General features: G+C 69.4%; 27 protein-coding genes and 1 pseudogene. 13 read left to right on the forward strand and 15 right to left on the reverse strand.

Annotation, left to right across the window (positions count from 1 at the left end; translation table 11 throughout):
* Nucleotides 1–294 precede the first annotated feature (294 nt).
* Nucleotides 295–807 carry a GcrA family cell cycle regulator gene (locus tag VN378_RS00540; RefSeq protein ID WP_325739922.1) on the forward strand — a complete coding sequence of 171 codons (513 nt, stop codon included), beginning with the start codon at nt 295–297 and terminating at the stop codon, nt 805–807.
* 250 nt (nt 808–1,057) lie between these two features.
* On the opposite strand, the gene apaG is transcribed toward VN378_RS00540, so the two are convergent.
* A complete protein-coding gene (apaG, locus tag VN378_RS00545; RefSeq protein WP_300468478.1) occupies nt 1,058–1,465 on the reverse strand; it encodes a Co2+/Mg2+ efflux protein ApaG in 408 nt (135 codons plus the stop codon).
* A 93-nt stretch (nt 1,466–1,558) separates the two neighbouring features.
* On the opposite strand from apaG, the gene VN378_RS00550 reads away from it, so the two are divergent.
* A complete protein-coding gene (locus tag VN378_RS00550) occupies nt 1,559–2,590 on the forward strand; it encodes a 2'-deoxycytidine 5'-triphosphate deaminase (protein WP_325739926.1) in 1,032 nt (343 codons plus the stop codon).
* A gap of 4 nt (nt 2,591–2,594) precedes the next feature.
* Here VN378_RS00550 and VN378_RS00555 read toward each other — a convergent pair whose 3' ends face one another.
* Together VN378_RS00555 and VN378_RS00560 are read right to left on the reverse strand one after the other, a co-directional pair.
* A complete protein-coding gene (locus VN378_RS00555; protein WP_325739928.1) occupies nt 2,595–3,878 on the reverse strand; it encodes an MFS transporter in 1,284 nt (427 codons plus the stop codon).
* Complete coding sequence (locus VN378_RS00560) at nt 3,875–4,345, reverse strand: cupin domain-containing protein (RefSeq protein ID WP_325739930.1); 471 nt, start codon at nt 4,343–4,345, stop codon at nt 3,875–3,877. Before VN378_RS00560 ends, VN378_RS00555 begins: the two co-directional genes overlap by 4 nt.
* A gap of 48 nt (nt 4,346–4,393) precedes the next feature.
* On the opposite strand from VN378_RS00560, the gene dapE reads away from it, so the two are divergent.
* Nucleotides 4,394–5,554 carry a succinyl-diaminopimelate desuccinylase gene (gene dapE / locus VN378_RS00565; RefSeq protein ID WP_325739932.1) on the forward strand — a complete coding sequence of 387 codons (1,161 nt, stop codon included), beginning with the start codon at nt 4,394–4,396 and terminating at the stop codon, nt 5,552–5,554.
* Between the two features lie 59 nt (nt 5,555–5,613).
* Nucleotides 5,614–6,675, forward strand: coding sequence for a helix-turn-helix domain-containing protein (locus tag VN378_RS00570; protein ID WP_325739934.1), 1,062 nt, complete (start codon nt 5,614–5,616; stop codon nt 6,673–6,675).
* A 4-nt stretch (nt 6,676–6,679) separates the two neighbouring features.
* Here the strand turns inward: VN378_RS00570 and VN378_RS00575 are convergent, their stop codons facing one another.
* Both VN378_RS00575 and VN378_RS00580 read right to left on the reverse strand, forming a co-directional pair.
* Complete coding sequence (locus VN378_RS00575; RefSeq protein WP_325739937.1) at nt 6,680–6,808, reverse strand: hypothetical protein; 129 nt, start codon at nt 6,806–6,808, stop codon at nt 6,680–6,682.
* Nucleotides 6,809–6,923: 115 nt separating this feature from the next.
* A complete protein-coding gene (locus VN378_RS00580; protein WP_325739939.1) occupies nt 6,924–8,246 on the reverse strand; it encodes an amidohydrolase in 1,323 nt (440 codons plus the stop codon).
* Nucleotides 8,247–8,275: 29 nt separating this feature from the next.
* Between VN378_RS00580 and VN378_RS00585 the strand changes: the two genes are divergently transcribed.
* The 4 genes from VN378_RS00585 to VN378_RS00600 all read left to right on the forward strand — a co-directional run bounded on the left by VN378_RS00585 (nt 8,276) and on the right by VN378_RS00600 (nt 11,060).
* Nucleotides 8,276–8,680: a hypothetical protein gene (locus tag VN378_RS00585; protein WP_325739941.1), complete on the forward strand. Its 405-nt coding sequence runs from the start codon at nt 8,276–8,278 to the stop codon at nt 8,678–8,680.
* A gap of 31 nt (nt 8,681–8,711) precedes the next feature.
* The gene (locus VN378_RS00590; RefSeq protein WP_325739943.1) at nt 8,712–10,013 is read left to right on the forward strand and encodes an MFS transporter; all 1,302 of its coding nucleotides are present in this window, start codon (nt 8,712–8,714) and stop codon (nt 10,011–10,013) included.
* 43 nt (nt 10,014–10,056) lie between these two features.
* On the forward strand, nt 10,057–10,491 hold the full coding sequence (locus VN378_RS00595; RefSeq protein ID WP_325739945.1) for an SRPBCC domain-containing protein: 435 nt from the start codon (nt 10,057–10,059) through the stop codon (nt 10,489–10,491).
* A 62-nt stretch (nt 10,492–10,553) separates the two neighbouring features.
* Nucleotides 10,554–11,060 (forward strand): hypothetical protein, encoded by a 507-nt coding sequence (locus tag VN378_RS00600; protein ID WP_325739947.1) that lies wholly within the window; start codon nt 10,554–10,556, stop codon nt 11,058–11,060.
* Between the two features lie 4 nt (nt 11,061–11,064).
* On the opposite strand, the pseudogene VN378_RS16845 reads toward VN378_RS00600, so the two are convergent.
* From VN378_RS16845 to VN378_RS00625, 4 genes and pseudogenes are all read right to left on the reverse strand, one after another.
* A pseudogene (locus tag VN378_RS16845) lies at nt 11,065–12,518 on the reverse strand (NAD-dependent succinate-semialdehyde dehydrogenase).
* A gap of 13 nt (nt 12,519–12,531) precedes the next feature.
* Nucleotides 12,532–13,692: a glutathionylspermidine synthase family protein gene (locus tag VN378_RS00615; RefSeq protein WP_325739952.1), complete on the reverse strand. Its 1,161-nt coding sequence runs from the start codon at nt 13,690–13,692 to the stop codon at nt 12,532–12,534.
* A gap of 7 nt (nt 13,693–13,699) precedes the next feature.
* Nucleotides 13,700–14,443 carry a PspA/IM30 family protein gene (locus VN378_RS00620; protein WP_325739954.1) on the reverse strand — a complete coding sequence of 248 codons (744 nt, stop codon included), beginning with the start codon at nt 14,441–14,443 and terminating at the stop codon, nt 13,700–13,702.
* Nucleotides 14,444–14,463: 20 nt separating this feature from the next.
* Nucleotides 14,464–15,066, reverse strand: coding sequence for a YjfI family protein (locus VN378_RS00625; protein ID WP_325739956.1), 603 nt, complete (start codon nt 15,064–15,066; stop codon nt 14,464–14,466).
* A 114-nt stretch (nt 15,067–15,180) separates the two neighbouring features.
* Between VN378_RS00625 and VN378_RS00630 the strand changes: the two genes are divergently transcribed.
* From VN378_RS00630 to VN378_RS00645, 4 genes are read left to right on the forward strand one after another with little or no spacing between them, the layout of a single operon-like run.
* Complete coding sequence (locus VN378_RS00630) at nt 15,181–16,290, forward strand: potassium channel family protein (protein ID WP_325739960.1); 1,110 nt, start codon at nt 15,181–15,183, stop codon at nt 16,288–16,290.
* Between the two features lie 9 nt (nt 16,291–16,299).
* Nucleotides 16,300–16,947, forward strand: coding sequence for a YjfK family protein (locus VN378_RS00635; protein WP_325739962.1), 648 nt, complete (start codon nt 16,300–16,302; stop codon nt 16,945–16,947).
* A gap of 20 nt (nt 16,948–16,967) precedes the next feature.
* Nucleotides 16,968–17,381: a DUF350 domain-containing protein gene (locus tag VN378_RS00640; RefSeq protein WP_325739965.1), complete on the forward strand. Its 414-nt coding sequence runs from the start codon at nt 16,968–16,970 to the stop codon at nt 17,379–17,381.
* A gap of 8 nt (nt 17,382–17,389) precedes the next feature.
* Nucleotides 17,390–18,007, forward strand: coding sequence for a DUF1190 domain-containing protein (locus VN378_RS00645; RefSeq protein ID WP_325739968.1), 618 nt, complete (start codon nt 17,390–17,392; stop codon nt 18,005–18,007).
* 6 nt (nt 18,008–18,013) lie between these two features.
* On the opposite strand, the gene VN378_RS00650 is transcribed toward VN378_RS00645, so the two are convergent.
* From VN378_RS00650 to VN378_RS00670, 5 genes are all read right to left on the reverse strand, one after another.
* The gene (locus VN378_RS00650; RefSeq protein WP_325739971.1) at nt 18,014–19,672 is read right to left on the reverse strand and encodes an MFS transporter; all 1,659 of its coding nucleotides are present in this window, start codon (nt 19,670–19,672) and stop codon (nt 18,014–18,016) included.
* A 197-nt stretch (nt 19,673–19,869) separates the two neighbouring features.
* Nucleotides 19,870–20,007 carry an entericidin EcnA/B family protein gene (locus tag VN378_RS00655; RefSeq protein ID WP_325739972.1) on the reverse strand — a complete coding sequence of 46 codons (138 nt, stop codon included), beginning with the start codon at nt 20,005–20,007 and terminating at the stop codon, nt 19,870–19,872.
* Nucleotides 20,008–20,050: 43 nt separating this feature from the next.
* Nucleotides 20,051–21,742 (reverse strand): sensor histidine kinase, encoded by a 1,692-nt coding sequence (locus tag VN378_RS00660; RefSeq protein WP_325739973.1) that lies wholly within the window; start codon nt 21,740–21,742, stop codon nt 20,051–20,053.
* Between the two features lie 97 nt (nt 21,743–21,839).
* Nucleotides 21,840–22,451, reverse strand: a complete 612-nt coding sequence (locus VN378_RS00665; protein ID WP_325739975.1) for a sigma-70 family RNA polymerase sigma factor — start codon at nt 22,449–22,451, stop codon at nt 21,840–21,842.
* Nucleotides 22,448–22,648: a NepR family anti-sigma factor gene (locus tag VN378_RS00670; protein ID WP_325739978.1), complete on the reverse strand. Its 201-nt coding sequence runs from the start codon at nt 22,646–22,648 to the stop codon at nt 22,448–22,450. Before VN378_RS00670 ends, VN378_RS00665 begins: the two co-directional genes overlap by 4 nt.
* 195 nt (nt 22,649–22,843) lie before the next feature.
* Between VN378_RS00670 and VN378_RS00675 the strand changes: the two genes are divergently transcribed.
* Nucleotides 22,844–23,641, forward strand: coding sequence for a response regulator (locus VN378_RS00675; protein WP_325739981.1), 798 nt, complete (start codon nt 22,844–22,846; stop codon nt 23,639–23,641).
* Nucleotides 23,642–23,708: 67 nt separating this feature from the next.
* Here VN378_RS00675 and VN378_RS00680 read toward each other — a convergent pair whose 3' ends face one another.
* Nucleotides 23,709–24,068, reverse strand: coding sequence for a hypothetical protein (locus tag VN378_RS00680; protein ID WP_325739984.1), 360 nt, complete (start codon nt 24,066–24,068; stop codon nt 23,709–23,711).
* Nucleotides 24,069–24,260 lie beyond the last annotated feature (192 nt).

The following is a 24,260-nucleotide window of genomic DNA, read 5'->3' on the forward strand; positions in this document are numbered from 1 at the left end:
ATGGGGGCCAGATGCGGGCGGCGGCGGCAGGATGCAAGAGAGGCAGCAGGGATTAGGGGGTAGGCAGCAGGGCGGCGGATCGCGAGTCCCGGGCCCGCGGCGCCTCTTCGACTAATGCCTACTCCCTGATCCCTACCACCTTCGCGTTAACCATCCCTACATCTGGTTCCTGTGGACGACTGATTCGCACATCTTGCGTCCAGTAAGGGCTCGTTTACGATTAGTGGTAGGTCGAGACCCCGGGAGGGACGTCTGGACCCCATATGTTGAATCCGGGACCCCAGGAGGGTGGCTATGACCGCAGGCTGGACTGAAGACCGCGTCGGCGCGCTGAAGAAGCTCTGGCTGGAAGGCCAGTCGGCCAGCCAGATCGCCAAACAGCTGGGCGGCGGCGTCACCCGCAACGCCGTCATCGGCAAGGTGCACCGTCTGGGCCTGTCGGGTCGGGCCGCCCCGTCGCAGCCGGCCCGCGCCACCTTCCGCCCGTCGCGCCCGCGCCCCGCGCAGCCGACCCAGGCCCCGTCGGCGCCGCGCCGCATCGAGGCCGTCCAGCCCCGCGCCGTGGTCAGCGCCCAGTCGGTTCCGGCGCCCATGCCCGACCTGCCGGGGACGGCCACGGTCATGACCCTGGGCGCCCATATGTGCAAATGGCCGATCGGCGACCCGTCCTCGACCGAGTTCAGCTTCTGCGGCCGCCGCGCCTCGGAAGGCGTCTACTGCGTCGAACACGCCCGCGTCGCCTACCAGCCGCAGGTCAAGCGCGGCGGGGCGAGCGATCTGGCCCGCTCGCTGCGGCGCTACATTTAAGGGGCGCTATCGCTCGCGACGCGGTCGCTCACTGCCTGAGCGCCGCGTCGATCAGGATTCATTTCTTGCGCTCAGGCAGGCGATAGCCGGTAGCGCCCAAAGAAATGTCATCAACGGCTCCTAGAGAGCCGCCCTCCGCCTTGGGGCCGCATCCGCATGCGGCCTCAAGTGCAGGGGCGGGGCTGCGCTTTTCCGGGTTGACGCAGCCCCCTTCCCTTTCTTCTCCCGCTTGCGGGGGAAGGAAAGGACATCAGTTCAACACCCTGCGGTCCCCCGGCACGTCGAGGCTGAAGGCCGGAATGGCGACCTCGAAGGAACGTCCCGAAGGGTCGGTCATATAGTAGCCGCCGGCCATGGAGCCCGAGGCCGTGCCCAGCGGGCAGCCCGAGGCGTAGGAATAGCTGTCGCCCGGCTGGATGGTGGGCTGTTCGCCGACCACGCCGGCGCCGCGCACCTCCTCGACATGGCCGAGGGCGTCGGTGATCTCCCAGCGGCGCGCCATCAGCTGCACCGGGACGCCGCTGAGATTGACGATCTCGACCTGATAGGCCCAGACCCAGCGCCCGCCCTCGGGATCGGACTGGCCGGCCAGATAGCTGGGCCGCACGCGGACCACGATCCCCTCGGTTTCGGCTTCATAGGCGCGCGCGTCATGCATCCGCCCATGGTCCCGCAACGCCCGCCCGCGTCAAGCGCGGCCGTGCGGCGCCCGGAAGGGGAGACGCGGCGGAAAATCGTGTAAGCCGGGCGGATGCAGACCTTCGAATCTCCCATTCCCGGCATCCTGCCCTGCCAGTCCATCGAGGCCCTGATCGCCGGCGGCGCGATCACCTCGGACACCCCCTTCGACGCCGACCAGGTGCAGCCGGCGAGCCTCGACCTGCGGCTGTCGGACGAGGCCTGGCGCGTACGCGCGTCGTTCCTGCCCGGCCGGCGCACGGTCGAGGACCGCATCGCCGACGTCTCGATGCACCGGATCGACCTGTCGGCCGGGGTCGTGCTGGAGCGCGGCTGCGTCTATATCGCCCGGCTGCAGGAGCGGCTGAGCCTGCCGAAGGGCCTGATCGCGCGCGCCAATCCCAAGAGTTCGACCGGACGGGTCGATGTCTTCGTGCGTCTGCTGACCGACCGGGGCGCCAGTTTCGACGACGTGGCCGAGGGCTATGAGGGCGCGCTGTATCTGGAGATCTCGCCCCAGACCTTCCCCATCCTGGTGCGGCCGGGGACGCGGCTGAACCAGCTGCGCCTCAAGGCCGGCGAACCGCCCAAGCTGGAGACGCGCAGCGTCGGGGTCGAGCTGCAGGGCGGCGACGGGGCCGTGGTCGGCTTCCGCGGTCGCCGCCATGCGGGGGTGATCGATCTGGATGATATCGACGGGCATGACCCGCGCGACTTCTGGGAGCCGCTGACCCTGCGGCGCGGCGAGTTGCTGCTGGACCCGGGCGAGTTCTACATCCTGGCCTCGAGCGACGACGTCGAGATCCCGGTCGACCAGGCCGCGGAGATGACGCCGATCGATCCGTCGGTGGGGGAGTTCCGGGTCCACTATGCGGGCTTCTTCGATCCCGGCTTCGGCACCGACGAGGCGCACGGGGCGGGGTCCAAGGGGGTGCTGGAGGTGCGGACGCACGACACGCCCTTCCTGCTCGAGCACGGGCAGATCGTGGCCCGGCTGGTCTATGAGCCGCTGACCGAGCGGCCGACGCGGCTGTATGGCGAGGGCGGCAGCCACTACCAGCGGCAGGGACTGAAGCTGTCGAAACATTTCCGGCCGTGGGGGTGAGGCCCTAGCTGAGCCGGTCCGCCTTCCTGAGGTCAGGGAACCACCGCGCCCACAGGCCGGTCGCGGTCAGGGCGCCGACGCCGCCGAACACCGCCGCTCCGATGGGGCCCAGCAGGCGCACCGCCACGCCCGACCAGGCCTCGCCCAGTTCGTTGGACGCGCCGATGAACAACATGGAGACCGAGCTGACCCGGCCGCGCATGTGGTCGGGCGTCGACAGCTGGATCAGGGTCTGGCGGATGTTGACGCTGATCATGTCGGCGGCTCCGCCGACGAACAGCGCCGCGCCCGACAGCCAGACCGTTTTCGACAGGCCGAAGGTCAGGGTGCACAGGCCGAAGACGGCGACGGCGGCGAACATCCATTTTCCGCCGTGCTTCACGATCGGGAAGCGGCTCAGATACAGGGCCACCAGCAGCGCCCCGGCCCCGAACGAGGCGCGCAGCAGGCCGAAGCCCTCGGGGCCGACGTGCAGGATGTCGCGGGCGAAGATGGGGGTCAGCAGGGCGACGCCCGCCAGCAGCACCACGATCAGGTCCAGCGAGATAGCGCCCAGTACGATCTTGGTGTTCCAGACATAGGCCAGCCCTTCCTTGACCTGATCGACGGCGGAGACGCGCGTGGGGGACGCGGCCGGCTTGCCACTGGTGCGGATCAGCAGCAGGCTGCCGATGCCGACGGCGAACATGGCCAGGGCCGAAGCGTAGGCCAGGGGCACGGACAGGCCGACGATGACCCCGCCCAGCGCGGGTCCGGCGATGGCGCCGGTCTGGAAGGCGATCGACTGGGCGGCGATGGCGGGCGGCAGGGCCCGGCGCCCGACCACCATCGGCAGGAAGGCCTGGCTGGCCGGCGCGAGGAAGGCCCGCGCCGCGCCGAACACGGCGGCTGTCGCCAGCAGGCCCCACAGCGGCGGATGGCCGTGGATGGCCATGGCCAGGAAGGCCAGGGCGCAGCCGGCCTCGACGATGACGGAAATGGTGACGGTGTTCTTGCGATCGCGCCGGTCGGCCATGGCCCCGGCGGGCAGGGTCAGGGCCAGCAGCGGCAGGAACTGGCACAGGCCGACGAGACCCAGATACAGGCTGGCCTCGGCGACCGGATGGTCGCGCCGCGCAATCTCATAGACCTGCCACAGCAGGGCCGAGGACTGGATCTGGATGCCCAGCACCGCCGCCACCCGCCCGACCCACAGCAGGCGGAAGTCGCGGATGGCCCAGGGGCTGGTCGGCTCTCCCGGCGGCGGCGCGGGCTGGACCGGTTCGGTCGTCTCTATGGTTTCGGTCACGGGCGGCGGTCGACCTTGGGATACGGGGTCCCGTCGCGGTGGAAATAGCCGCCGCCGCGGAACACCATGTCGATGTCGGAATAGGTCCCGGCGTCGCCGCCCGGGGTGCGCGTGCCGACTTCCAGCAGCACGACCTCGGCGCCGGACCGGTTCTGCAGCACATGGCCGTTGGGCACGCCCGCCTTCCAGCCCGCGCAGTCGCCGGCGCGCAGCACGGTCTCTCCCTCGTCCTCGACCAGCACGACCTCGCCCTCCAGCACCCAGACGAACTCGTCCTCGCCCTCGTGCCAGTGCCGCTGGCTGGACCAGGCACCGGCCGGCAGGCGCAGCAGATTGACGCCGAACTGGTCCAGCCCGACCGCGTCGCCCAGACGCCAGCGGCGGCGCGGCTTGCACGGGCCCGCGAATTCCTCCGGATAGCCCGTGCCGTGCCCGGTGGGCGCTTCGGCGATGTCGATCTTCGGCATGGGGAGAAGCCTTCTCGCAATCGTTGGAACCCCGTAAAGCACAGCCTTATGAGCGTCGCATCAACTCCCGTTATCGATCCTGTCGAACTGACCCGCGACCTGATCCGCAGGCCTTCGGTCACGCCGGCCGACGAGGGCGCGATGGATGTGCTGGAGCGCGCCCTGACGGCGCTCGGCTTCCACTGCCGCCGCATGAGGTTCGAGAACATCGAAAACCTGTACGCCCGGCGCGGTACCGCTTCGCCCAATCTCTGCTTCGCCGGCCATACCGATGTGGTTCCGACCGGTTCGGCCGAGGCCTGGTCGTCCGGCCCGTTCGAGGCCGAGGTGAGGGACGGCGTCCTCTATGGTCGCGGCGCGGTCGACATGAAGGGCGGCATCGCGGCCTGGGTCGCGGCGGTGTCGCACATCCTGGCCGAAGGCGACGTCCCCGGCTCCCTGTCCTTCCTGATCACCGGCGACGAGGAAGGCCCGGCCCTGCACGGCACCAGACGGGTGGTCGGGACCCTGATGGCCGAGGGCGAGGTCATCGACGCCTGCGTGGTCGGCGAGCCTTCGTCCCAGCACGCGCTCGGGGACATGATCAAGATCGGGCGGCGCGGCTCGCTCAACAGCTGGATCACCGTCCACGGCAGGCAGGGGCACGTCGCCTATCCGGACCGGGCGGCCAATCCGGCGCCGGTCATGGCGCGGCTGCTGGCGCGGCTGGCCGATCACCGCCTGGACGAGGGGTATGAGGCCTTCCAGCCGTCGAATCTCGAGATCACCACCATCGACATCGGCAATCCGGCGGCCAACGTCATCCCGGCCGCGGCGAAGGCGCGGCTGAACATCCGCTTCAACCCGACCCACACCGGCGACCAGCTGATCGCCTGGCTGAACGCCATGGCGGGCGAGGCGCAGGCCGCGTCCGGCCTGCGGATCGAGCTGGAGCACCTGTGCTCGGGCGACGCCTTCCTGACCGAGCCCGGTCCCTTCATCAGCGGGGTGCAGGACGCGGTCCAGGCCGCGACCGGACGGCGTCCGGAAGCCTCCACCACCGGCGGCACATCGGATGCGCGCTTCATCCGGGCCATGTGTCCGGTGCTGGAGCTGGGCCTGGTCGGCCAGACCATGCACCAGATCGACGAGCGGGCGCCCGTGGCCGAGATCGAGGCGCTGGCCGGAATCTATCGTCGCGTGATCCTCGCCTTTTTCCAGGGTGCCTGAATTCACCGATCCGGAGCGGACGATGGCGTCGGGCGGCGACGCATGACAGGCTGTGGCGCGTGAACCTCCCCGTACCCAAGGAACGACCGCCCAGCGTATCGTGGGCCGTCTCGTCGGATCGTCAGCCAGACGCATTCGAAATCTATCGCGACTCCTTCACCCAGCTGGGCGAGGTCCGCGACGTGGCCCACCATGGCCGCGCGGGCTTCGCCAGCCAGACGCGGGCGCACCTTTTCGGCCCGTCCATCATCGCCCGCGCCCGGTCATCGGGCCAGACCCTGGCCCGCGAGGCGGAGCACATCCGCCGGTCGGGGATCGACCATGTCAGCGTGATCGTGAATCTGACCGGGACCACCGGCGACTGCGACGGCCGGACGTTGCAGGCCGAGGCGGGGTCGGTGCAGTTCCGGGACCTGTCGCGCCCCTCCGTCGCCTCCATGTCCGGCATCGACATGGTGACCGTGATGATTCCCCGCACAGCCGTACCCGGCTGGCTGCTGTCGCGGGGCATTCACGGCCTGGTCCTGCCCGGTTCCTCGGCCGGGGGACGGCTGGTGGCCTCCCACCTGCTGACGCTGACGGACGTCGCCGGCGAACTCAGCGAGGCGGAGGGATCGGCCGGCATCGAGGCCGCCTTCGTGATCGCCGAGCGTTTTCTGGGGCATCAGCGATCCGTCACCCCGGGGCATGCGGACGCCATCCATCGCACCATCCGGGAGCGCGCCATGGCGCTGCTGGACGCCCGCCCCCCGGACGGAAAGTGGAGCGCCGCGACCGTGGCCGTCGCCATCGGCGTGTCGCGCACCAGCCTGTATCGCGCCTTCGAGAACACCGGCGGGGTCCGGACCTATGTTCTGCGCCGCCGTCTGGCGCGGGCCTATGCCGCCCTGAGAGGCCGGCGCGGCCTTTCTCCGTCCGTCGAACTGATCGGACAGCGCAACGGCTTCCCTGATCGCCGGAGCTTCGTGCAGGCGTTCCGGACCCAGTTCGGCCTGTCCCCCGACGACGTCGCGCCGTCCGAGACGCGGCTGGACGCCACGGTTGCGGAGACCGAGGCGCCGACCGCCCGCGCCATGCACGACGTCCTCACGGACTGGATCCGCACCGGGGAAGCGGCCTGACGCGTCAGACCAGCAGGTCCAGCCCCAACAGGGCGGCGCCGAACATCGCCCCGAAGGCGACGAGGAACCAGAAAATCTCGCGCAACGGCCCGCCGCGCCGCTCGAGCCGCATCGGCGGCAGCTGAACCGGCATTTCCCTCAAGACACCCTCCTTCGAAGGAGGGGGAAGGATGCGCCGACGCCCTTGCCGGGGCGTTGAGAAACGTGGTTGCCGCCCGGATCGCGGATCGCGGATCGGGGCGCGCGGCTCAGGGCGCCGGGCGTTCCAGGAACCGGACCGCACTGAGCACATGGGTCTTCACCCCCAGCGGCAGGATCGACTCATTGACGTCGAAGCCGGGCGAATGGTTCGGCGGCGAGGTGGTCGGATCGACCCCGTCCTTCGAGCCGCCGAGGTGATAGAAGACGCCCGGCACGACCTGGGACAGATAGCTGAAGTCCTCGGCCACCGTCGTCGGGGGACTGGCCGCATTGACGTTCCCCGCTCCCGCCGCCTCGGTCAGGACCGGGGCCAGCCAGGCCGACAGGTCTTCGTTGTTGTAGACGAGGGCCGCGTTCTGACGGACCGAGAACTCGGCCGTCGCGCCGAAGGTCTCGGCCACATTGTCGATGGCCACGCCCGCGCGCCGCACCAGATCGTCTCGCTGGGCGATGTCGAAGGTCCGCAGGGTGCCCGACAGCGTCGCCTCTTCCGGGATGATGTTGTAGCGGACGCCCGCATCCACCGTGGCGATGGTGAAGACCGTCGGCGTCGTGGTCGGGTCGATGGTCCGGGCCGTCAGGGTGTTGATCGTCTGGATGATCTGGGCCGAGACGGCGATGACGTCGACGCCCTTCCACGGCCAGGCGCCGTGGGTCTGGCGGCCGTGCAACGCGATGTCGATCCGGTCCGAGGCCGCCATGAATCCTTGCGGGCGATAGAAGACCGTGCCCGGCCGGCCCGGGACCACATGCAGGCCGAAGATGGCGTCGGGCCTCGGATTCTCCAGCGCCCCCTCGTCGATCATCAGCGCCGCGCCGCCCTTGGGCTCGCCCGGAGGCGCCCCCTCCTCGGCGGGCTGGAAGATGAAGACGACCGTGCCGGCGATGTCGGCCTTCATGCCCGCCAGCACCTCGGCGGCGCCCATCAGCATGGCGATATGGGCGTCGTGGCCGCAGGCGTGGGCCACCGGCACCGTATTGCCCTGATAGGTCCCGGTCGCGGTCGAGGCGAAGGGCAGGCCGGTCGCCTCCAGCACCGGCAGGGCGTCCATGTCGCTGCGCAGGGCCACGGTCCGGCCCGGCCGGCCGCCGCGCAGCACGCCGACGACGCCGGTCTTGCCGACGCCGGTGCGAACCTCCATCCCCAGGGCGCGCAGATGTTCCGCCACCAGGGCCGCGGTGCGGGTCTCGGCGAAGCCGAGCTCGGGGTGGGCGTGGATGTCGCGCCGCCAGGCCACGACCCGGGGCGTCCCGGCCGCCACCGCCGCCTCGACCCGTTCGAGAGCGATCGGCGCATCCTGGGCGTGCGCCAGACCGGCGGACAGGACCAGCGCCAGGCTGGAGGCGGCGAGCAGGCGGCGAATGGTCATGGCGTCCCCGATGTCTTGAGGGCCGCAGGGTGCGCAAAGCCGCCGCCCTTGCGCAAGGGCGCGCGGCGGGCGATCTGGAAACCATGGCCATCAAGACCGCAAAGACCCAGTGGCGCGACGTGGTTCTGGTCTGCCGCAAATGCTCGAAACGGCTGAACGGCAAGGGCTTCGGCCCCGACGGCGACCGGACGCTGAAAAAGGCGCTGCGCAAATATCTGAAGGCCGGAAAGGGCAGGAAGGCGGAGCTGGTGGTCAAGGAGACCAACTGTTTCGACATCTGTCCCAAAAATGCGGTCATCGCCGTCAACGCGGCCAATCCCAAGGCCCTGCTGATCGTGCCCGCCGGGGCCGACCTGTTCGAGGTCAAGGCGCGCCTCGGCCTGGACGACGGCCGCCGGCTGAAGTCGTCGCTGAAGCTGATCGGCGAAGCTTGACCCGGCGCGAACGCCCGTCCAGGCCGATCCGGTGAACCTCCGCTCGCCCGCCTTCGTCATCCTGTTCTCCGTCAGCCTGATCGCGGCGGCGGGAAACATGGCGCTGCAGTCGGTCCTGCCCGCGATCGGGCGCGAGTTCCGCCTGTCCGACACCCTCGTCGCGGGGGCCTTCGCCATCTCGGCCCTGATGTGGACCATAGCCTCGCCCTTCTGGGCGCGGCTGTCGGACACCCTGGGACGCAAGCGGGTGATCCTGATCGGGCTGGCGGGCTTCGTCGTCTCCATGAGCGGCTTCGGCCTGGCCGCGACCTCGGGGCTGGAGCAGTGGCTGGGGGCCGGGCTCGCCTTCACCCTGATGGCGGTGGCGCGCACCGTCTACGGCGTGTTCGGCTCCGCCGCCCCGATCGCCTCCCAGGCCTATGTCGCGGACCGCACCACGCCCGAGCAGCGGACCCAGGCCATGTCGCTGCTCGCCTCGGCCCAGGGGCTGGGCACGGTGATCGGCCCGGCCCTGGCGCCCTTCTTCGTCCTGCCGCTGGTCGGGCTGGCGGGACCGATGTACGCCTTCGCCCTGTTCGGGGCCGTGGTGCTGTTCGTGGTCTGGCGCCGCCTGCCCAGCGGCGAGGTCGTGCGCGTCCCCTCCCCCAGCGGCCAGCGCGGCGAGACCGGCAAGGGGCTGTGGAAGGACCCGCGCGTGCGGGACTATCTGATCTACGGCCTGCTGGTCACCGGGGCCCAGGCGGTGAACATCTCGGTGCTGGGCTTCCACATCATCGACGAGCTGGGCGCGACCGGGATGGCGGCGCGGGACGCCCAGCCGTTCATCGGCATCGCCATGCTGGCCGGCGCCGCCGCCACCCTGATGGCCCAGTGGGGGCTGATCCCGCTGCTGAAGCTGCAGCCGCGCGACCTGATGCGCTGGGGGGCCGGAATGGCGCTGGCCGGCAATCTGATGAGCATCGCCGCGCCGGGCTATTACGGCGTGGTGGTCGGCTACGCCGTGGTGTCCATGGGCGTGGGTTTCGCCCGGCCCGGTTTCACCGCCGGCTCCTCCCTGTCCGTGGCGCCGCACGAGCAGGGCGCGATCGCCGGATTGATGATGTCGCTGGCCGGGCTCAGCTTCCTCGGGCCCCCGGTGATCGGGGTGGCGCTGTACGAACTGGCCGAGCCCGGGCCCTTTATCGCCAACGCTGTCCTGCTGGCCGCCGCCACGGCCCTGTGTTTCGTCAGCGCCCCGCTGCGCTCGGGCCCGCCCGATCTTCCGGACCGCGACGAGACGCCGTCGCCCGGGACGCCGCCCGCCTCCCAGCCCGGTCCCGAGGGAAACCGCTGAAGACGGCCTTTTCTCCGTCCGAAAGCCGTGTCAGATCGGCAGCATGGAAACCGCCCGTATCGAACGCCGCATCGGCGTGCGCGCCACGCCCCAACAGCTCTGGGGCCTGATCTCCGACCTGTCCTGGTGGGACAGGTGGAATCCGGTCGAGAAGGGGCTGGAGGGGGCCATCGCCTTCGGCGCGGGCATCACCCTGAACGAAACGATCGAAGGCCTGCCGGACCGCCGCGCCGCCGTCCGGGTCGGCGACTGGCAACCCTATTCGCAGCTGGTCTGGACCGAGAACCGGGGTCTGTGGTCGCGCTCGGTGCGCTATTTCGAAATCCAGCCGCTGGACGAACCCAACGCCTGCATCGCGGCCAACGGCTTCATCTTCTCGGGCCTGCGCGGCGAGATGTTCTTCGACAGCAACCGCGCCCGCCTGCGCCATGCCGTCGACGCCGTCGCCGAAGCCTGGAAGGCCGCCGCCGAGGCCTGACCTCTTGCCGCGATCCTCGCGCGCCGCCATCTGGGGACGGACGGCAAAGCCCGGGGGGAATGATGGACAGCTGGAAAACGACGGCCCTCTGGCTGCTGTCGGCCGCCGGGTTCGCGGTGATGACCCTGTCCGGTCTGGCGGCGCACGCCCTGCCCTTCATTCCGGCCCTGCTTTGCGTCATCGCCGTGGCCTGCGCCGTCCACGCGCCGGCGCGGGATCGGGTCATGGAGAAGCTTTTGTGGGTCTTCTCCGGATCGGCCGTGAGGTCCGTCCTGATCATCGCCGGCGCGCTGATGCTGATCCAGATCGTGCCTCTGGAGATGGCCCTGCTGCTGGCCGGGGACGTGCTGGTCTATCTGGAGGCCGTGACGGCCATCAGCCTGCTCGCGGCCGGGACGCGGCTGCGGCCGGTGCGGGCCGTGATCGTCGCCCGCGTGGGAGAAGTCATGGCCCGGCTGACGGAACGGCGGCGCGGCGCCGCCCGGGCCATCCGGACGGCCCGTCCGGGCGGACGGCGGCGTCCCGCTTCCGACGAGTCCGACGGAGCCGCAGGCTGGGCCTTCGCCTGAAATCTCACCGCAACGCCAGGGTGACCTGTTTGATGTCGACGTATTCGTCGACGCCGTGGATCGAGCCTTCGCGGCCGTAGCCGGAAGACTTCACCCCGCCGAACGGGGCGACCGCCGTCGAGATGAGGCCGGTGTTGATCCCGCACATCCCCGCCTCGATGCCCCGGCCCATGCGGAAGGCCCGGTCGAGATCGCGGGTGAAGACATAGGAGGCGAGGCCGAACTCGGAATCGTTGGCCTTGCCCAGCACCTCGGCCTCGCTGTCAAAGGCGAAGACGGGGATCAGGGGGCCGAAGGTCTCTTCCTCGCGGAACAGTCTGTCGTCGCCGCCGAGGGTGACGGTGGGCTGGAAGAAGCGGCCGCCCAGCGCGTGCCGCGCGCCGCCGGTCAGGACCCGGCCGCCGGACGCCTGCACCTTCTTCAGATGGTCCTCGACCTTGGCGATGGCCTTGTCCTCGATCAGGGGCCCGACCTTGACGCCCTCCTCGAAGGCGGGACCGACGGGGATCTTCGCCACCTCGGCGGCCAGTTTCCCGGCATACTCTTCGGCGACGGAGGCCTCGACATAGACGCGATTGGGACAGACGCAGGTCTGGCCCGAGTTGCGGAACTTGCCCTTGATGGTCTCGGCCACGGCCAGATCGAGATCGGCGTCTGCGAAGACGATCAGGGGCGCGGCGCCGCCCAGCTCCATCGACACGCGCTTGAGGGTCGGGGCGCACTGTTCGGCCAGTTTGCGGCCCACAGGGGTGGAGCCGGTGAAGCTGAGCTTGCGGATCGCCGGCGAGGCCGTCAGCGCCCCGCCGATGGTCGCCGCGTCGCCGGTGACGATGCTGAGCGCGCCCTTGGGCAGGCCGGCCCGATACGCCAGCTCGGCCAGGGCGATGGCGGTGAAGGGCGTCTGGCTGGCCGGCTTGACCACGGCGGTGCAGCCGGCGGCGAAGGCGGGGCCAGTTTGCGCGTCAGCATGGCGGCCGGGAAATTCCACGGGGTGATCAGGGCGCACGGCCCGACCGCCTCGCGGAAGGTCAGGATCACATGCCCCAGCGGGCTGTCCTGGGTCTCGCCGATCAGCCGTTCGGCCTCGCCCGCGAACCATTTGAGAAAGCTGTTGGCGTAGGCGACCTCGCCCTTGGCCTCCTCGAACGGCTTGCCGTTCTCCAGCGCCATAAGGGCCCCGAGTCCCTCGGTGTTTTCGTCGATCAGTCGGGCCCAGTCGCGCAGGAAGGCTGCGCGTCTGTGCGGGTCCGAGCGCGACCAGCCGGGGAAGGCCGCCACGGCCGCATCGATCGCGGCTTGCGTCTCCGTCACGCCGAGGTCCGGGATCCAGCCGATGACTTCCCCGGTGGCGGGGTCGTCGACGGCTATGCCCTTTCCATTCGCAGCGACCGGTTCGCCGGCGATCAGGGCGTGCTGCCGCAACAGGGCGAGTCCGGCGGCGCGGGCTTGGGTGTTCATCGGCCAGTCCTCGTCAGCGGATGAAATGCGGCACGAAGCGGGAGGTGTTGCGGGTGATCCGGCCTTCGTCCTCCCTCAACGCGAGACCGGCCGGTTCGTCCCCGACCACCCACGATCCGACGATCACATGGCGGCCATCGAACCGGGGCGGGGCGTGCAGGGCCTGCCGGATATGGGAACCCTGCCCATAGCCGCCGTCCAGACCCTCTTCCCGGGCGCCGGCCTCGACGATCTCGATATTGGCGCCCTCGCGCGAGAACAGGGGCTTGCGCACATAGGAGGCGCCCAGCGCCGCATGGGCCGGATCGCTCTCGAAATAACTCTCGAGCAGATTGGGATGGCCGGCGTGCCGTTCCCATAGCAGCGGCAGAATGCCCTTGTTCGACAGCAGCGCCTTCCAGGCCGGCTCCAGCACCGTGATCCCGGCGTGGGGCAGCGGCTCGGCGTAGTCGTCGCGCAGCATCTGCTCCCACGGATACAGTTTGAACATGGCCTGGATCAGCCAGTTCTCGTCGTCGACGAAGCGGCCGTCCGCATTCAGACCGATCTGATCGATGGCGACGAATTTCGGGTCCAGCCCGGCCTGTTTCGCCAGGTCCTCCAGAAACCTCACCGTCTGCCGGTCCTCGACGAACTCGGCGTCGGACGAGAAATGCACGAAGCCGCCGTCGGGGAAGATCGCCCGGAACCGAGCCACCAGTTTTTCGTGCAGGCTGTTGAACTGGTCGGCGTCGGCGGGGAGCGTTCCATCCGCGATCCGGTCCTCGAGCCACAGCCACTGGAACACCGCCGTCTCGAAGACGCTGGTCGGGGTGTCGGCGTTGTATTCGTACAGTTTCGCCGGGCCGCGGCCGTCCCAGGCGAAGTCGAACCGGCCATACAGCGACGGCTCGCCCCGCTTCCAGCTGTCAGCGACATAGTCCCGCAGGCCCTCCGGTATCTCCAGCAGGCCCATCAGCCGTTCGGACTTCACCGCCTCGTCGACCAGATCCAGACACATCTGGTGCAGTTCGGCCGTGGGCGCCTCGATCCCCGCCTCGATCTGCTCCAGCGAGAAGGCGTAGGCCGCGGTTTCGTCCCAGTAGCGTTCCCCGCTGTCGTGATGCCAGGTGAAGCCGACGGCCTCGGCGCGGGCCTGCCAGTCGGGACGCGGGTCGAGGCTTATGCGTTCCATGGGGGACCTAGGCCTTGTCCTTCTCCACCGGAACGCCCTGTTCGATCAGCGGCGTCACCACCTTGATCTCGCGCGCGGTCAGGCGGGCCAGCACATCGTTGGCCGAGCTCTGGCCGGGCAGGATGCCCGCCGCCTTCAGCTTGGCGTCCAGATCGGCGCCGGTGCGCTTGTCTTCCAGCTCCTGGCCGGCGATCAGCTTCTCCTCCTGGACTGCCTGACGCTGCTTGATGCGTTGCAGGCTGTCCGCCGCCGAGCCGATGCGCGACTGGGCGCCGGCGGATTGCAGGGCGACCGAGGTCTGGGCCTTCTGGACGGAATCGTTGACCTTCACGATGTCGATCTCGCGGCGCAGGGTCTCGATCTTCTGGTCGGTCGTGGCGATGGCGGTGCGCAGGCGCACCTCGGCCGTCTTCATGTTCTCGATCAGCGGGCCGCGGTTGCCGATCTCGGTTTCCAGCTCGGCGATCCGCCCGGCGACTTCCAGCGCCAGATCGTTCTGGCCGCGATCCAGGGCGGTGCGGGCCGAGTTCTCATATTTGGCGATCTGGTCCTGGAAGCTCTTCAGCTCGGTCTCGGCCATGCGCCGGCGCGCCACCAGACCGGCCAGGTCGTCGCGGGCCTTGCCCTGGGCGTTGTCGGCGTCGCGGATCTCCTGATCCAGGATCTTCAGGGCATTGGCGTCGACCACCGACCGGGCGGCGTCGTGGGCGGTGCCGCGGAACAGGGCGGACAGTTTGGCGAGCATGGACATGGCAGGTCTCCGTTCCGGGTTCAGGCCGCCGCTTCGGCGCCGAAGGTTTCACGCAGCTGGGTCGCGTCTATGGCGTTCTCGCCGAGGGTGCGCAGCTCGATCAGTATGGTCTGAAGCGTGGTCTTGCACGACAGCTCGCCCATCAGTTCGTAGACGTCCTCCTCGTTCACCCGGGTGATGGCGAAGTTGGACAGGGGCACGATCCGCTGGGCCTTGAGCAGGAATTCGTTGAAGGCGTGCCGGTCCTTCTGTTCGGCCACCGGCCACAACAGCACCGAGCAGACGATCTGCGCGCCGCCGACGCTCAGATAGATCGGAAGGTCGCCGTATTCGTGCATGGTGACCAGCAGGACGGGTTCGGCCCCCTCCAGCACGCGGGTGGTCATCTCGCCCTCGCGGACGAGTTCGGAGGCGTCCAGCGCGGCCTTGATGGCGGGGACGGTCCAGGCGGTTTCGATCACGGCGTCCATTGTGTGGGTTGCTCCAGAAGGATCGGGAAAGGGTTTTCGACGCGGCCGCCGGACAAGATCAGGTCCGCGCGTGGACTCGGTGACGATGGCGTGGACCGCCGCCTTCACATCGTCCCTGGCGGCGTCCGGCACCCAGAACTCCAGCTTGACCATGCCCGCCTCGCGCCGGGCCTTACGCCAGGCACGTATACGTTCGTTGGCCGAGTGCAAGGGCTGTGCGGGTGGATTACGCATGTTTCATGTAACGCGTAACAGGAACGCTTGACTTTGGCCAGCGCCCTGCGAAACTTCGCGCATTCCGAGCATTCGGTCCAGAGCCAACCGAGACCTTCCATCCTCCTGCCGCGATTAAAACTGGCGCGCATTTTCGACCGGGCGTTTCACGCCATGGCCGACATGCACTGGACGCTGCTTGCGGTCCTGATCGGGCTGCACGCCCTGTCGACCTGGGGATTGATGACCCTCGTCGGCGAGGAGAAGCTTCAGGCTGCGGCGACCTTCTTCTACTGGTACGCCACAACCGCCTACACGGTCGGCTACGGCGACCTCAGCCCGCAGACCGACGCGGGTCGCCTGATCACGGCGCTGTGGGTCTTTCCGGGGGCCATCGCCGCCTTCACGACCGTGGTGGCCAAGGTGCTGGCCGCCATCGGCGACGTCTGGCGCATTCGCCGCGCCGGCAAGGGAGATTATTCGCGCATGACCGACACCCTCGTGCTGATCGGCTACGACCCCGTCCGGACGGCCAAGATGGTCGACGAGCTCTGCGCCGACCTCACGCCGGACCAGACCCTGGTCCTCATGACGCGGCAGTCCCTGACGGAGCTCGACGGCCGCATCCGCTATGTCCAGACCGAGAGCCTGACCTCGACCGCGGCGCTGACCCGGGCCGGGGTGCCGGGGGCCAGCCGGGTGCTGGTGTTCACCGGTTCGGACGCCGACACCCTGGCGGCCACCCTTGCGGCGGTCGCCGTCGCGCCCCCGTCGGCCCATGTCGTCTGCTATTTCGAGGACGAGGACAACGCCCGGCTGCTGGGTCAGCATTGCCCTCGGGTCGAGATCGTCCTGTCGGCCGGCCCGGAGATGGTCGCCCGGGCCTGCAAGGATCCGGGTTCGAGCCAGGTCATCAGCGCCCTGTCCAGCCACCTCGATCCGGGCGCGACCCTGTTCAGCCTCTCATGGCCCGAGGGTCCGTCCCGCGGATTCGGCGACCTGGCCCGGTCGCTGCTGGACCGCAGCGCCACCCTGCTGGCCGTCCAGTCAGGGGCGGCGACCACGCCGACCTTCAACCCCGCGCCAGATCTCGCCGTCCAGCCGGGCGACCGGCTGTATTATGTCGCCGCCGGCCGGCTCGATGCCGCCGCACTGGCGGGCTAGACTGTCCCGATGTTCAAACGCCTCTTCGGTTCGAACGACAGGACCCCGCCGGCGGCGGCGCTGGCGGAGGTGCGCAACATCACCGTGGGACGCACGGTGGCGCTGGACCCGCTGGCCTGGCGCCGGCTGGGCGACGAGACGCATTTCGCCCTCGACCGCGACGCGCTCGAGATCACCGCCCAGGGCGTGGTGGCGCTGGACGGCGGGACCTTCGTCCACCGCTTCTACACCGACGACCACGTCATGCTTCAGGCCATGAGCGACGACGAGGCCGGCGCGTCGTCGTATGACTTCAGCCTGTTCACGCCCTGGTCCTCGGCCTATCCGCCGGGCGAGCGCGAACGCCGGCTGTGGCGCGACCGGCTGTCCGAGCCCCGCTTCAAGGGCGCGCCCGAGGGGCTGCCGGAGTATCCGCGCTTCTGGTTCGCCGACAGCGAGGAGCGTCAGCCCCCGGTCACCCTGTGGGAGACGATCTACGACGACCGCGCCGCAACGGCCCCCTATGCGAAAATCTTCCAGACCTGCATGCTGTACGCGCGGGAACTGGCCGGGGGGCGCGAGCTGATGCTGGCCCTCGAACAGGAGCCGGAGGGCGGCGACGTCAGCCACGAGATCATGATCGGCATTCCGCTGGAAATGGCCGAGTTCCGCGCCTGAGGCGCATGGGGAGATGGACGATGTTTGACTGGTTCGGGTTTCAGCAGGGGGCGATCTCCTTCATCATCGCCTTCGCCGCCGCGGTGCTGTTCTTCGGCGCCTTCAAATTCGTCTACCAGCAGGTGACGCCCTATCACGAGCGGGACCTGATCCGTCAGGGCAACACGGCCGCGGCGATCGCCCTCGGCGGGGCGTTGATCGGCTATGTCCTGCCGCTGGCCTCGGCCCTGTCGCAGACCGTCAGCCTGCCGGAGTTCGCGGCCTGGGCCCTGCTGGCCGGCGTGATCCAGATACTCTCCTTCATCGTCGTCAGCCGGATCCTCTACAAGGCCCTGGCGGCGCGGATCGAGGCCGGTGAAGTCGCGGCGGGCGTCTATCTGGCTTCCATCTCCATCGGCGTCGGCCTGCTCAACGCCGCCTGTATGACGGCCTGAGGCGCATCATGACCGACGACACCCTGCCCGAGACCACCACCCTGCGCCGGCTCAAGCGGTCGAGGACGCTTCAGGTCACCAGCCTGATGGCCACCGTGAGCTTTTCCATGGCGGCCTGCGGTTCGCCCGGGTCGAGCCTTCCGCAGGAACCGGCCGAGCCGGCGCTGGCCTATACGTCGCTCGACGAATGCCGCGCGGCCAACGACATTCCCGACGAGGAGTGCGTCGTCGCCTCCAATGTGGCCGGCCAGCAGGCGGCCGAAACCGCCCCCCGCTACGCCACCCGCGAGGAATGCGAGGGACAGTGGGGCCCCGAGCAGTGCCGGCCGCTGAACACCGGCGGCGGCTCCTTCTTCGGCCCGCTGGCGACCGGCTTCATCATCGGCCAGCTGATGAACGGCGGCGGCTATCGCGGCGGCGGTCCGTTGTACCGGGATCGCGAGGGGCAGTACTCCAACGGCTACGGCGGCGGCTATCTGTCCCGCGACTATCGCACCGGGCGGACGATCACCAATGCGCGGGAACATACGCCCGCGGCGCGGCAGGCCCCGGCGCGGGTGCAGAGCCGCACCACCGTGGTCTCGCGCGGCGGCTTCGGAGGCGGCGGGCGGGGCTACGGCGGCTGACCGGGTCTAGATCCTGTCGAGGTCCCGGCCCCGGGTTTCGGGCAGCCACAGCAGGCTGACGATCACCGCCAGGACGGTGAAGCCGACCGAGTACCAAAGGCCGAAATAGATGTTCCCCGACCAGGCCACCAGGGCGAAGCTGGCGGCCGGCAGCAGGCCTCCGACCCAGCCGGTGCCGATGTTGTAGGGCAGGCTCATCGCCGTATAGCGCACCCGCGTCGGGAACAGCTCGACCAGGGCCGCCGCCTGCGGTCCGTACAGGGCCGTGGCCGCGATCATGAAGATCATCAGTATGCCGAACACCAGCGGCATGTTGATCCGCGCCGGATCGGCCTTCGCCGGATAGCCGGCCTCAACCAGGGCCGCCTTGATCTGCGTTTCGATCCCCGCGCGCGCGGCCTTCAGGTCCGCGGCGCCCAGGCCGGCGCCCTCGACCGAAGCCACCTCGGTTCCGCCGATACGGACGCTGGCGACCGAGCCCGGGATCGCCGTGGCGTTGCCGTAGGATACGCCGGCGTTCGACAGCACGCTCTTGGCGATGTCGCAGGAGCTGGTGAAGGCGGCCTTGCCGATCGGATCGAACTGCAGGGCGCAGGTCGCCGGGTCGGCGATCACGGTCACCGGCGCCGAGGCCTGGGCCTCGGCCAGGGCCGGGTTGGCGGCGCGGGTCAGGGCGTGGAAACCGGGGAAGAAGGCGACCAGGGCGAGGACCATGCCGAACAGCATGACCGGCTTGCGCCCCAGCCGGTCCGACAGCCAGCCGAAGAAGACGTACAGTCCGGCCGAGGCCACGGTCACCATCAGCACCAGCTGGTCGACGGTGTTGGTGTCGACCTTCAGCACCCGCTCCATGAAGAACCGGGTGTAGAAATAGCCGCAATACCAGACGGCGCCCTGGGCGATCATGATGCCGAACAGGGCGATCAGAACGAAGCGGCCGTTGCCCCACCGGAAGAAGGCCTCCTTGTAGGGCGCGCGGTGATCGGCAGCGGACGCCTCGGCCTCCATGCGCCGATAGGCCGGGCTCTCGTTGAGCCTCAGCCGGATCCACAGGGATACGGCCAGCAGCAGGGCCGACAGCAGGAACGGGATGCGCCAGCCCCAGGCGTCGAACGCCTCGACGCCGACGATCTGGCGGGTGATCAGGATCACCGACAGCGCCCCGATCAGGCCGAAGGCGGCCGTGGTCTGGATCCAGCCGGTCAGCAGGCCGCGCTTCTCCGGTGGCGAATGTTCGGCGACATAGATGGCGGCCCCGCCGTATTCGCCGCCGAGGGCGAAGCCCTGCAGCATCCGCATGATCAGCAGCAGGATCGGCGCCGCCAGACCGATCTGGCCGTAGTCGGGAAGCAGGCCGATGCCGACGGTCGCCAGGCCCATCAGGGTGATGGTGACGAGGAAGGTGGTCTTGCGGCCCGTGCGGTCTCCGAACCAGCCGAACACCAGCGCGCCGAGGGGCCGCACGACGAAGCCGAGGCCGAAGGTCAGCAGGGCCATGATGTAGGCGACGGTCTCGCCGGCGTCGGCGAAGAAATGCCGCGCGATGACCGTGGCCAGCGAGCCGAAGACGAAGAAGTCATACCATTCGAACGCGGTCCCGGCCGCCGAGGCGATCACCACCGTCTTCAGGCCGGGTTCGTCCCTGGCCTCCGCCGCATCCGTCATCGATCGTTCCCCCGCGTGTCGGTCCGGCGTCTCTGCGGACGCCTGCGCCGCGATGCTAGACGCCTGCGGGCGGCGCGCAAATAGCCGACGCCCGAGTCGGGAGCCGGACAAGCGAAAGCCCGTCAGCGGGGGGATGCTGACGGGCCTTCTTCAACCGATCCGCGTGTCGGGGGGGAAGCGCGGTCGGGAACCGGAAATCAGGTCTTGGCGTCTTCCGCGGCCGTGGTGACGGCGTCGCCGGCGGCCGAGGCGTCGCGGCCCACGCCCGAAACGGTGTTGCAGGCCGCGGTGGTCAGGGCGGCGGCGGCGGCGAACAGGATGAACAGCTTGCGCATGGGAAAAACTCCGTGATGCCGAGGGGAGGCGGCGTCTGCAGTATCAACGTGACGGCCCGGCCGAGGTTCCCAGATCCGCCGGATCCGTCGGCACCACGGCCTCCGGCGTGGCGAAGATCAGGCGCGCGACCGTCCCCCCGTCGGGCGCCGGAACCATCTCGACCTCGCCCCTCAGCTGTTTGGCGAAGGCCCCCATCAAGGTGCGCCCGACGCCGGCGCGGAAGGTCTCGCTGACCCCCGGCCCGTCGTCCTGCACCTCCAGCACGCTCTTGTCGCCCCGGACATGGAAGCGGACCTGCAGGTTGCCGCCCCGGCCCGCGAAGGCGTGCTTCTGGGCGTTGGTCACCGCCTCGACCAGCCACAGGGCCAGCGGCGCCAGCTTGTCCGGATCGACGACCAGCGAATCCGCCTCGACCGAGGAGGTCACCACGACGCCGCGGCCCGCCTCGCTGGCCACCAGCTGGCCGACCAGTTCGGTCAGGAAGATGCGGGCGTCGGCGTAGCGCAGGTCGTCGCTCTGGTAGAGGGTGCGATAGATCAGGGCCAGGGCGGCGATCCGCTGGCGCGTGTCGCCCACCGCGGCCTTGGACGCCGGATCGGTCAGGGCCCGCTGCTGCATCGACAGCAGCGACGAGATGATCTGCAGATTGTTCTTCACCCGGTGATGGATCTCGCGCATCAGCGCGTCCTTCTCCGCCAGAGAGGCGGTCAGGGCGGTGTCGCGGGCGACGATCGACTCGGCCAGTTCGTCGAGCGTCCGGGCCAGAACGCGGATCTCCGCCGGCGCGTTCATGGCCTGCAGCGGGCGCACGTTGAACCGTCCCCGGGCGTAGATGGCGGCGATCCGCTCAAGATAGTCCAGCCAGCGGATGACGATCCGCTCGCTGACCAGCATCACCGCCCCGAAGGCGATGAACCAGGCCAGCAGGGGGACCAGCAGGGCGCCCACCGGGTTCAGCCGGGCCCAGGACAGCAGGCCGGGCGCGGGCGCCGACAGCAGCGCATAGACATCGCGCCCCGCCAGGGCGGCGCCGGCGTAGACCCGATGGCGCCCCCGGGCGTCGTCGGCCTCGAAGATCGCCGAGGCGCCCGACCGCGCCCGCCCGACCCAGCCGGTCAGGGTGTCGCCGCCCGACAGGATGAAGGCGTCCGCCTCGGTGGCCGTCAGCAGCCGTCCATCGCTGTCAGTCAGGGCCGCCTGCGATCCCTCGGGCAGGGCCGGGTCGTCCACATCGGGCTGAAGGCTGGTCAAGGGTATCAGCGCCACCATGGCGCCGTCGAACGCGCCCAGCGGACGTTCCAGCCGGATGGCCACGATCAGACCCGGCGACCGGCCGGCGACGACAGGCGCCCGCGCCAGCACCATTCCCTCCCCGCTTCTGAGCCGCAGGAACCAGGGACTGGCGGGCGCCTGCGCCAACCAGGTCGGCAAGGCCCGGCTGAGCCCCCGGGACGCGCAGGCGGTCACACCCGTCGCCGTCAACCGGGCCAGGCCGTCGAGATTCTCGAGCCGCTCGACCAGGTCGGTCAGGCGCGGTTCGCAGAATACGTCCAGCGCCTCCGGCCGCAGGGCCTGGAGCAGCACGCCGGTGCTGTCGAGATGGCTTTTGGCGTTGGCCGCGGTCCGCTCGGCCGCCAGCTGCAGGTCCGAGCGGCGCTCGGCGTCCTGCGCCCGGAAGGCGGACTGCGCCTGGAAGGCGCCCAGAACAAGAATGGGCAACAGGGCGAGCGCCATCGCCGATCCGAGGCGGAAGCGGATTCCGTGGAACTGCGGCGGACCCAGACTGCGGCCTACCCCTTTGGCCAGCATTCGTCCGATGCGGACCACCCGCTCAGTCCTGCCGGACGCTGCTCAGGCGGTCAGCGGCGGCCAGGATGGAACGCATGGCGTCGCCTGCGGCCCGGCCGTCCCGGGCATAGCCGCCCTTTTCAAGGGTGGCCTGGAGAGCCTTGCGGGCGCGGGACACGCGGCTTTTCACCGTGCCCACCGCGCACTGGCAGATTTCGGCAGCCTCCTCATAGGCGAAGCCGCCGGCGCCGACGAGGATCAGCGCCTCGCGCTGCTCTTCCGGCAGGGTGGCGAGGGCGAGGCGCAATTCGTCCAGCGCCACCGGGGATTCAGGGTCGTCGACGGCCACCAGGGTCCGCTCGGCGGCTTCCTGGTCCAGCTGCGACTGACGCCACGACCGGCGCTTTTCGGAATAGAACTGGTTGCGCAGGATCATGAAGGTCCAGGCCTTCATGTTCGTGCCCATCTGATAGCTGGCCCGCGCGTCCCAGGCCTTCATCATGGCGTCCTGCGCCAGGTCGTCGGCGGCGGTGGGATCGCCGGTCAGGGTGCGGGCGAAGGCGCGCAGATGCGGAATCAGCGCGACCAGCTCCTGCTTGAAAGCATTATCGTCGGCTGAGGGGGGCTTGGGCGGCGGATTGGTCGCACCGCTCATGCGCCGCCTCCGCCCGACGACCGCTCGTCAGCGCGACGCAGGATGTCCAGAAACTCGTCCGGAACCTGCTCGTTGACGATCTCGTCGAACATATGGCGCAGCTTCACGCCGATCGCCTGCTGGCGAAGTCGTGCTTCCTCCAGACTGGCGCCGCCCTTGGGCGGGCCCTTGCCCGGAGGATTGGAATTGTCTGTCATTGAAAAAACGGCCGCCACCCTGACGAAAGACTTGTGCGACTGGCCAAACGCCACTCAGCAGGGGCGGTTCCTAGGTTACCCATGATTAATGCTCAAGCTTGTGCGTCTGGGCGGGAACCGTGGCGTATTTGATACGTTGACCGGACCTGCTGAGGTTCCAATGGTCGGAACCGCTTCTGTCGGGGATTTTACTACATGAGCCTTCTGGCCCGCCTTGCGCCGCACCTGCCGTACGTTCGCCGCTACGCGCGCGCGCTGACCGGCGACCAGACCACGGGAGACAACTACGTCCGCGTCGCCCTCGAGGCGCTGGCCGCCGGGGAGCGCCAGCTGCCCGCCGAAATGACGCCGCGCGTCGCCCTCTATCATGTCTTCCACGCCATCTGGGCCACCACCGGCGCCCAGCTGGAAGACAAGAGCGGCCTGGAAGGCCGCAGCGACGACGCCTCGCGCCGCCTGATGCGGATCGCGCCGCGCTCGCGCCAGGCCTTCCTGTTGACGGCGCTGGAGGGATTCACGCCCTCGGAAGCCGCCCAGATCCTGGACGCCGACGCCCATGACGTCGAACGCCTGATCTCGGAAGCCCAGTCGGATATCGACGCTGAACTGGCCACCGACGTCCTGATCATCGAGGACGAAGCCATCATCTCGGCCGACATCGAAAGCCTGGTGAAGGAGCTGGGCCATCGCGTGACCGGCACCGCCACGACCCATGACGAGGCCGTCGACGCCGTCGCCCGCCACCGTCCGGGCCTCGTCCTGGCCGACATCCAGCTGGCCGACGGTTCGTCGGGCATCGACGCGGTCAAGGACATCCTCAAGCGGATCGACGTGCCGGTGATCTTCATCACGGCCTTCCCGGAACGTCTGCTGACCGGCGAGCGGCCCGAGCCGACCTTCCTGATCACCAAGCCGTTCCAGCCGGAGACGGTGAAGGCGGCGATCAGCCAGGCGCTGTTCTTCCATCCGTCGCGCCAGAAGGCGGCGGCGTAAGACTCTCCCCGGACAAAGGAAAAGCCCCGGTCGCAGGACCGGGGCTTTTTGCTGTCTCGCTCACGCCTCAGTTCGTCGTGGAGGACGGAGCCGTCGGCGCATTGACGTTGGGCGTTTCGCCCGCGGGCGGATTGGTCGGCTGGCCGCCGGCGGCCGTCGGCGCATCGGCGGTCGGCGGCGCGGCCGCATCGCCCTGGAAGGCCTGGGCGTCGACCGCCTGATCGCCGTCATTGGCGTTGGTGTTGGCGAAGCCGCCCTGGCTGACGAACCACATGCCCAGCAGCAGGATCGCCACCGCCGCCAGGGAAACGATCAGCAAGGTCAGGATTCGGACGCCGCCGCGACCGCCGCGGACATATTGGGCCTCGACGGGACGACCCTCATGGACGGCGTCGGCGGCCTTGTCGTGGGGGGATTCATGGGTCATGGCTCGGCTCCGTCGAGGCGTTGGATCAGCCTGATGAACGCGCCGCCCAGCGTAGCCGTTCCGGCCTCGCCTGCAGGGCGAAAAAAATGCACCGAAGGTCCGGAACCGACAACCGGGGTCGCCGTTATCCACATGCGGAGGCGGCGACGCCCCCCCGACTTGAGACTGACGAAAGTCAGTCTGTCGCCTCCG

This window comes from Brevundimonas sp., assembly GCF_035561115.1.
Classification (GTDB): Bacteria; Pseudomonadota; Alphaproteobacteria; order Caulobacterales; family Caulobacteraceae; genus Brevundimonas.

What these genes read in the sequence shown, in the direction of transcription:
- VN378_RS00550 (WP_325739926.1), top strand. Translation starts at nt 1,559, where the DNA reads ATGCAGACCTTCGAATCTCCCATTCCCGGCATCCTGCCCTGCCAGTCC.
- VN378_RS00670 (WP_325739978.1), bottom strand. Translation starts at nt 22,648, where the DNA reads ATGACAGACAATTCCAATCCTCCGGGCAAGGGCCCGCCCAAGGGCGGC.
- VN378_RS00580 (WP_325739939.1), bottom strand. Translation starts at nt 8,246, where the DNA reads ATGACCATTCGCCGCCTGCTCGCCGCCTCCAGCCTGGCGCTGGTCCTG.
- VN378_RS00650 (WP_325739971.1), bottom strand. Translation starts at nt 19,672, where the DNA reads ATGACGGATGCGGCGGAGGCCAGGGACGAACCCGGCCTGAAGACGGTG.
- VN378_RS00615 (WP_325739952.1), bottom strand. Translation starts at nt 13,692, where the DNA reads ATGGAACGCATAAGCCTCGACCCGCGTCCCGACTGGCAGGCCCGCGCC.
- VN378_RS00675 (WP_325739981.1), top strand. Translation starts at nt 22,844, where the DNA reads ATGAGCCTTCTGGCCCGCCTTGCGCCGCACCTGCCGTACGTTCGCCGC.
- VN378_RS00680 (WP_325739984.1), bottom strand. Translation starts at nt 24,068, where the DNA reads ATGACCCATGAATCCCCCCACGACAAGGCCGCCGACGCCGTCCATGAG.
- VN378_RS00620 (WP_325739954.1), bottom strand. Translation starts at nt 14,443, where the DNA reads ATGTCCATGCTCGCCAAACTGTCCGCCCTGTTCCGCGGCACCGCCCAC.
- VN378_RS00660 (WP_325739973.1), bottom strand. Translation starts at nt 21,742, where the DNA reads ATGGCGCTCGCCCTGTTGCCCATTCTTGTTCTGGGCGCCTTCCAGGCG.
- VN378_RS00600 (WP_325739947.1), top strand. Translation starts at nt 10,554, where the DNA reads ATGGACAGCTGGAAAACGACGGCCCTCTGGCTGCTGTCGGCCGCCGGG.
- VN378_RS00540 (WP_325739922.1), top strand. Translation starts at nt 295, where the DNA reads ATGACCGCAGGCTGGACTGAAGACCGCGTCGGCGCGCTGAAGAAGCTC.
- VN378_RS00635 (WP_325739962.1), top strand. Translation starts at nt 16,300, where the DNA reads ATGTTCAAACGCCTCTTCGGTTCGAACGACAGGACCCCGCCGGCGGCG.
- VN378_RS00595 (WP_325739945.1), top strand. Translation starts at nt 10,057, where the DNA reads ATGGAAACCGCCCGTATCGAACGCCGCATCGGCGTGCGCGCCACGCCC.
- VN378_RS00560 (WP_325739930.1), bottom strand. Translation starts at nt 4,345, where the DNA reads ATGCCGAAGATCGACATCGCCGAAGCGCCCACCGGGCACGGCACGGGC.
- VN378_RS00625 (WP_325739956.1), bottom strand. Translation starts at nt 15,066, where the DNA reads ATGGTCAAGCTGGAGTTCTGGGTGCCGGACGCCGCCAGGGACGATGTG.
- VN378_RS00640 (WP_325739965.1), top strand. Translation starts at nt 16,968, where the DNA reads ATGTTTGACTGGTTCGGGTTTCAGCAGGGGGCGATCTCCTTCATCATC.
- VN378_RS00575 (WP_325739937.1), bottom strand. Translation starts at nt 6,808, where the DNA reads ATGCCGGTTCAGCTGCCGCCGATGCGGCTCGAGCGGCGCGGCGGGCCG.
- VN378_RS00665 (WP_325739975.1), bottom strand. Translation starts at nt 22,451, where the DNA reads ATGAGCGGTGCGACCAATCCGCCGCCCAAGCCCCCCTCAGCCGACGAT.
- dapE (WP_325739932.1), top strand. Translation starts at nt 4,394, where the DNA reads ATGAGCGTCGCATCAACTCCCGTTATCGATCCTGTCGAACTGACCCGC.
- VN378_RS00655 (WP_325739972.1), bottom strand. Translation starts at nt 20,007, where the DNA reads ATGCGCAAGCTGTTCATCCTGTTCGCCGCCGCCGCCGCCCTGACCACC.
- apaG (WP_300468478.1), bottom strand. Translation starts at nt 1,465, where the DNA reads ATGCATGACGCGCGCGCCTATGAAGCCGAAACCGAGGGGATCGTGGTC.
- VN378_RS00645 (WP_325739968.1), top strand. Translation starts at nt 17,390, where the DNA reads ATGACCGACGACACCCTGCCCGAGACCACCACCCTGCGCCGGCTCAAG.